This window comes from Guyparkeria sp., assembly GCF_046545975.1.
Lineage (GTDB): Bacteria > Pseudomonadota > Gammaproteobacteria > Halothiobacillales > Halothiobacillaceae > Guyparkeria.
Genome location: NZ_JBKGYT010000101.1, coordinates 1 through 5,704, shown reverse-complemented (window position 1 = coordinate 5,704; position 5,704 = coordinate 1). Strand labels below are relative to the sequence as shown.

Here is a 5,704-nt window from a genome sequence, read left to right as displayed (position 1 = left end):
TTTCATTTTCGGTGTCAGTCTCGCCCCAACGGGCGAGGCGGGGAATTCAGCGACATGCAGGCAGGTAGCGGTTCCACGGCGCTCTCGGTCACGCAGATCAACAAGCAGGCCGGGGACCTGCTCGGCCAGGTCTTCGGCACGGTCGAGGTGGTCGGCGAGATCAGCGAACACAAGCGGGCGGCATCGGGCCATCACTATTTCGCGCTCAAGGATGACCGGTCGCAGATCCGCTGCGCGTTCTTCCGCGGGAATGCCATGCGCAGCCGCCACCCGCTGCGCGATGGCGACGAGGTGGTAGTCACCGGGCGGCTGGGTATCTACACCGAGCGAGGGGCCTACCAGTTGATCGTCCAGTCGGTCGCCCCGGCCGGCGAAGGGCGGCTGGCCGCGGAATTCGAGCGCCTCAAGCAGCGCCTGCTGGCCGAGGGGCTCTTCGACGCCGCGCACAAGCATCCCACCCCGATTTTGCCCCGGCGCATCGCGGTGATCTCCTCCGACAGCGGCGCGGCCATACACGATGTCCGCGTCACGCTGGCTCGCCGCTTCCCGCTCGCTCGCGTGACCCTCTTTCCGGTGCTGGTGCAGGGCACGGAGTCGGCAGCCCAGCTTCGGGCCGCGGTCGGACAGCTCGCTGCCGATGACTTCGACGTGGCCCTGATCGTGCGCGGTGGCGGTTCGCTCAGCGACCTGTGGTCGTTCAACGACGAGGGGCTGGTCCGCGCCATCCATGCCTGCCCGGTGCCCGTGATCAGCGGGGTGGGCCACGAGACCGACACGACGCTCTGCGACCTCGTGGCCGACCGGCGCGCGGCCACGCCGACCGGGGCGGCCGAGCTGGCCACGCCGGTGACGGTGGACGAGATGCGCGAGCGCCTCCGCCGGGTGATCGAACGGGGCACGGCTGTCTGGCAGGGAGGGTTCCAGCAGCGAGCCCAGCGGATCGACGATCTCGGTCGGTCGCTGGATCGCCACGGGCCGGGCAAGCGTCTGCGGCTGGATCGTTACCGCCTGGCCGGGTTGCTGTCCCCGCTGCACCGGCAGGTCGAGCGGCGTATCGCCCGGCAGCGCCAGGAGCTCAACGGCCTGCGCCAGCGGCTGGATGGCGGGCATCCCCGCCGGCGGCTGGCCGCGTTGCGCGACCGGCTCGCCGAGCCGCGCCAGGCACTCTCCCACGCCATTCGTGCCGGCCTGGGGCGGCGGGAGGACCACCTGGCCGATCAGGCCCGGCGCCTGCTGATCGCGCGGGAACGACTGCTGCCGCTGCTCCGTCAGCGGCTCGACCGGGTGCGTCCGCCGCGCCGGGTGCTGATCGATCGGTTGCGCCACGAGCGGGCACGGCTCGACGGCCTGGGTCGCCAGCTTCGGGCGCTGGGGCCGGAGCAGGTGCAGCAGCGCGGCTATGCGCTGATCGAGGCGGTGGCAGAGGGTGATGACGGCGAGAGGCGAGGGAGCCTCGTCAAGCGTGCCGCCGAGGTCCGAGAGCTCGCGGCGCGGGAAGGCGGCCGGGTGCCACTTCGCATCCGCTTTTACGACGAGTCGTTGCGGGTCGACTGGCGTGGAGGGGAGCCGGGCGAGTGAGACCGCGTGCCCGCCCCGCGGGGCGGCATGGACGCATCGGAGCGATCACTGCTCGGTCGTGAAGTCCTCCATGCGCTGGCTGGCCAGCTGCAGTTGGTCGGCCTCGGCGATGCGACCGGCCCCAATGTAGGTGCGCGACCAGTAGGCGTTGTCGAGCCGGGCGAAGGAGACGTCCTTGCCGCGCGAGGGGGCGTGGATGAAGCGGTTGTCCCCGACGTAGATGCCCACGTGATCGACGCGCTTGCCCTCTAGGCGGAAGAACACCAGATCGCCGGGGCGCAGTTCCTCGCGCTCGATCCGATCGGTGGCCCGGTACTGTTCGTAGGACGTGCGCGGCAGCTCGATGTCCGCGGCCAGGAAGGCGTGTTGGGTCAGTCCGCTGCAGTCGAACCCGGATTCCGCCGACTCGCCCCCCCAGCGATAGGGAGTGCCGAGTTGCGCTACGGCCTGCACCACCACTTCCTCGGAGCGGGTGTGCATGCCCGAGCGGGTGTCGATGGTTTCCAGCGGGTTGAAGGGCAGGTTCGCGTCCGCGACGGCGGTTTGTGCCGAGCGGCTGGCTGCCGGGTCCGGGTTTCCCGTCGAGCCGGCAGTACCGCCGCCCATCGGCGTGGCACAGCCGCCGAGCAGTGCCATGGCGACCGCCATCCCGCCGGGGAGCAGTGAGCGGCCGAGCCGCCACTGTCCCGCCGCCAGACCGCTACCGTCGGCGGATTTCACAGACATATCGGCGTGTCGGGGTGCGGGCGAAATCCTTGGGCAGGGTTTTTCTCGACAGATCACGGACCTGGAACCTGTTTTCCATAACAGCTTCCAATGTAAAGCCTTTGCGGTTGTTTGAAAAGACCAGGACCCCGTCCGGGGTCAGCAGGCGCATGCAGGACTCGATCAGTGCCGGGTGATCGCGCTGGATGTCGAGCGTGTCATCCATGGCCTTGGAATTGGAGAACGACGGCGGGTCGAGGAAGATCACGTCATAGCGCTCGCCGCGCGCCGGTGCGTCGGCCAGCCACCTGAGCACGTCGGCGCGTACCAGGCGATGGCTGCCGTCGGCCGTGATGCCGTTGAGGGCGAAATTGCGCTCTGCCCACTCGAGGTAGGTGTTCGACAGGTCCACCGAGACCGTCTTGCTGGCTCCGGCCACCGCCGCTCGCACCGAGGCGCTGCCGGTGTAGCAGAACAGGTTGAGCAGGCGCCGGCCACGGGCCAGTTCGGCCACCCGGTCGCGCACCAGACGGTGGTCGATGAACAGGCCGACGTCGAGGTAGTCGGTCAGGTTGATCAGCAGGCGGGTGTCGCGCTCGCGGATGACCCGCTCGACGTGCTCGGCCCCCATGCGCCCGTACTGCTGTCGGCCGCTCTGGCGGGCGCGCTGGCGCACGACCACGTGCTGGTCGTCGACGCCGAGTGCGTCAACCGCGGCGGCCGCGGCGGCTGCCAGCCGGGCGCGGGCCTTCTGCGGATCGATCTGCTTCGGTGCCTGGTATTCCTGGATGTCGAGCCAGGTCTCGCCGTCCTCGGTGAGATACCAGTCGACGGCCAGCTTGAAGTCGGGCAGGTCGGCGTCGTAGACGCGCATGGCGGTGTCGCCCTGCTTGAGCAGCGACTGGCGCTGTTTCCAGTTCTTCTTCAGGCGGTTGGCGAAGTCCTCGGCCGACCGTTCCCCCTCGCGCCCCTGGGCGATCAGCCGCTGGGCCAGCGCACGCGGCCCGGCCGGTCGCCGCAGACTCTTGGCGCTGAACTGCCCGCGCAGGAACTCCACTTCCACTCCGCCGTGGATCACGGCCAGACGCCTGTCGAAGCGCAGCGGCCAGACCGTCTCCGTTTCGGCCGACCGCAGGATCCCCCAGTACCAGCCGGGCAGGCAGCGCAGCCATTGCGTGCACAGGGCGGCCCACTCGTCGGCCTCGTGGCTGTCCTCGATCCGCTGGCCGAAGGGGACGTTGCTGATCAGCAGGCCGTGTTCCCGGCGACTTGTGTCGGGCGGGCAGGGCGAGGCGAAGCTGTCGGCGTGATGGATCTCGACCGCCTCGCCCAGTCCGGCGCGCTCGATGTTGGCGTGGGCGGCGGCGAGCTGGAGCGGATCGCGGTCCTGGCCGTAGATGGCCAGCGCATCACGGGGGATCGGGGCATCCAGCCAGCAGCGGGGTTCGGCCTCGAGCACGGCCCGCCAGTCGTCGCGGACCTGCCCTTTCCACGCGGGCGACCCCAGGCGCTGGCGACGCATGGCCGCGGGCTGGCCGAGCACGGCCAGCGCCGCCTCGATCAGGAAGGTGCCCGATCCGCACATCGGGTCGAACAGGGCACCGCCTGCCGCGGCGACCCGCGGCCAGCGGGCGCGCCAGAGCAGGCCGGCGGCGAGGTTCTCGCGCAGCGGGGCCTCGCCCCCGTCCGTGCGGTAGCCACGGCGGTGCAGCGAGCCGCTGGAGAGTTCGATGGCAAGGCTGGCCTCGCCCTGGGCCTGGACGTGGCAGTGAATGCGCAGGCCCGGGTGATCGGTGTCCACGTCGGGACGTCGGCCCTCGCGGTCGCGGAACTGGTCGACGATCGCGTCCTTGATGCGCGTGGCGACAAAGCCGGTGTGGCGCAGCGCGGCGTTTCCGCCGGTGGCGGAGATCGACAGGCTGTCGTCGGCGCTCATGTGCGCCGACCAGTCGATCCCGGCCACCAGGGCGTAGAGGCTGTCGGCACCATCGACGTGCCCCCGCGCGACGGGCAGGTAGACGCGCCCGGCGATCAGGCTGTCGGCCAGCACCTGGTAGACCAGGGCGGGCGGCAGGTCGCCGCTTGCGCCGAAGGGGCGGTCGCTGATGGCCGCGCCGGTCAGGTGGCGCAGTTCCTCGGCCAGCGCGGTCTCGAGACCGGGCGGGGCGATTGCCTCGAAGGACCAGAGGGTTTCCTGGTCGCCCCGGGAGGGCTCGCCTGTGGATTCGTCGTGCACGGGATCGCTCATGGAAAAACGGGTGATTCTAGCCGATCGTCCGGCGCTGGCCTAAGGGAATCACCGGGGGACGGTCATTCGTCCCCGGGGGCGAGGTGCAGCACGGAAAGCAGCCGGCCCTCGAAGTGGGACGTCACGGTCACCGAGCCGGCCGTGGTTTCCACCGAATGACCCGGCTGGGCGGGCGGCTCGCTCTCGACGAGGTGGAGCATGCCCTCGGGCCAGCGGATCTCGAGCCGAACCTGCATGGGGTAGTAACCGTCGAGAAACCGGCGCATGAAGGGGCCGTTTTCGATCAGGTAGCCGTCGCCCTCGGGCTGCGGCAGCAGGGCGAGCGACTCGGCCTTGACGCAGAGGGTGGCGTCGGGGCCGATGTCGCGCATCTGCACGCTCGCCTCATCGGCGACCGCCTCGCCGATGTTCTCGGCGCGCGTGACCTCGATGTTCCGGGTGCGCTCGGCGTTGTAGACGACCTGGGCGGCCGCCACGGAGTCGAGGTTCGCATGGCACTGCGTCATTTGCGCCCAGCCGTTCTCCAGGCTGGAGGCGTCGAGATCGAGGCGCTTTTCCATGCGGGGACCGTCCGGGTCTGGGCGGGTTTCGAGAAAGACCAGGTCGCCCTCGTTGACGTTGCGGGCCTTCTCCAGCAGTCGCTGGCGTTCGCGCTCGCGCTCCTCGGCTTCCTCCCAGGCGGCGTCCCACTCGGCCTCCGTATCCTGGGCATGCAGGGTCGGCGCCGTGAGCAGCAGCGCGGCGAGCAGCGCCAGGGAAAGCGGGCGGGCGGCCGATTGACGACCGGTGCGGAACGGGGCGGTCAGGCAGGTGCGCATGTCGGGTCAGGCCTCGCGGATCTGTCGGGAGGGTATCCGGTAAAAATAGTCGAAAAACCCGCTGTCGGCATCAGGTTGGTTGCCTATCCTTGCGGGTGAGGGAGTCGTTCCCTCGACCACCTCGGTTCGAGGAGGAAACGCGTATGAAACGGTCACTGATACCGGCCGCCGCGTTGGCGGCGGCCCTGTCCATGCCCATGCTCGCCGTGGCGCAGGACCCGGATCCCGCCCCCATCTACGGCAGTGAGCTGATGACCCGGGAGGAACGCCTGGAATACCGGCAACGCATGCAGTCGGCGCAGGATGCCGAGGAGCGGGAACGCATCCGGGCCGAACACCACGAACAGATGCAGCA

General features: G+C 69.9%; 4 protein-coding genes and 1 pseudogene. 2 read left to right on the top strand and 3 right to left on the bottom strand.

Annotation, left to right across the window (positions count from 1 at the left end; all coding sequences use genetic code 11):
* On the top strand, positions 1 to 1,578 hold a 1,578-nt coding region (xseA, locus tag ACLFMY_RS08210; protein ID WP_410764176.1), incomplete at its 5' end, for an exodeoxyribonuclease VII large subunit.
* Between the two features lie 45 nt (positions 1,579 to 1,623).
* Here xseA and ACLFMY_RS08205 read toward each other — a convergent pair.
* The 3 genes from ACLFMY_RS08205 to ACLFMY_RS08195 form a co-directional block, all read right to left on the bottom strand.
* Positions 1,624 to 2,304, bottom strand: coding sequence for a C40 family peptidase (locus tag ACLFMY_RS08205; RefSeq protein ID WP_410764175.1), 681 nt, complete (start codon positions 2,302 to 2,304; stop codon positions 1,624 to 1,626).
* Positions 2,279 to 4,531 (bottom strand): bifunctional 23S rRNA (guanine(2069)-N(7))-methyltransferase RlmK/23S rRNA (guanine(2445)-N(2))-methyltransferase RlmL, encoded by a 2,253-nt coding sequence (gene rlmKL / locus ACLFMY_RS08200; RefSeq protein WP_410764174.1) that lies wholly within the window; start codon positions 4,529 to 4,531, stop codon positions 2,279 to 2,281. The genes ACLFMY_RS08205 and rlmKL overlap by 26 nt, the downstream gene beginning before the upstream one ends.
* A 62-nt stretch (positions 4,532 to 4,593) precedes the next feature.
* Positions 4,594 to 5,349, bottom strand: a complete 756-nt coding sequence (locus ACLFMY_RS08195) for an alpha/beta hydrolase (RefSeq protein WP_410764173.1) — start codon at positions 5,347 to 5,349, stop codon at positions 4,594 to 4,596.
* A gap of 143 nt (positions 5,350 to 5,492) precedes the next feature.
* Here ACLFMY_RS08195 and ACLFMY_RS08190 point away from each other — a divergent pair.
* A pseudogene (locus ACLFMY_RS08190) lies at positions 5,493 to 5,704 on the top strand (hypothetical protein); the annotation flags it as partial.

Coding starts and splice junctions, on each gene's coding strand:
- ACLFMY_RS08195 (WP_410764173.1), bottom strand. CDS start 5,349: ATGCGCACCTGCCTGACCGCCCCGTTCCGCACCGGTCGTCAATCGGCC.
- ACLFMY_RS08205 (WP_410764175.1), bottom strand. CDS start 2,304: ATGTCTGTGAAATCCGCCGACGGTAGCGGTCTGGCGGCGGGACAGTGG.
- rlmKL (WP_410764174.1), bottom strand. CDS start 4,531: ATGAGCGATCCCGTGCACGACGAATCCACAGGCGAGCCCTCCCGGGGC.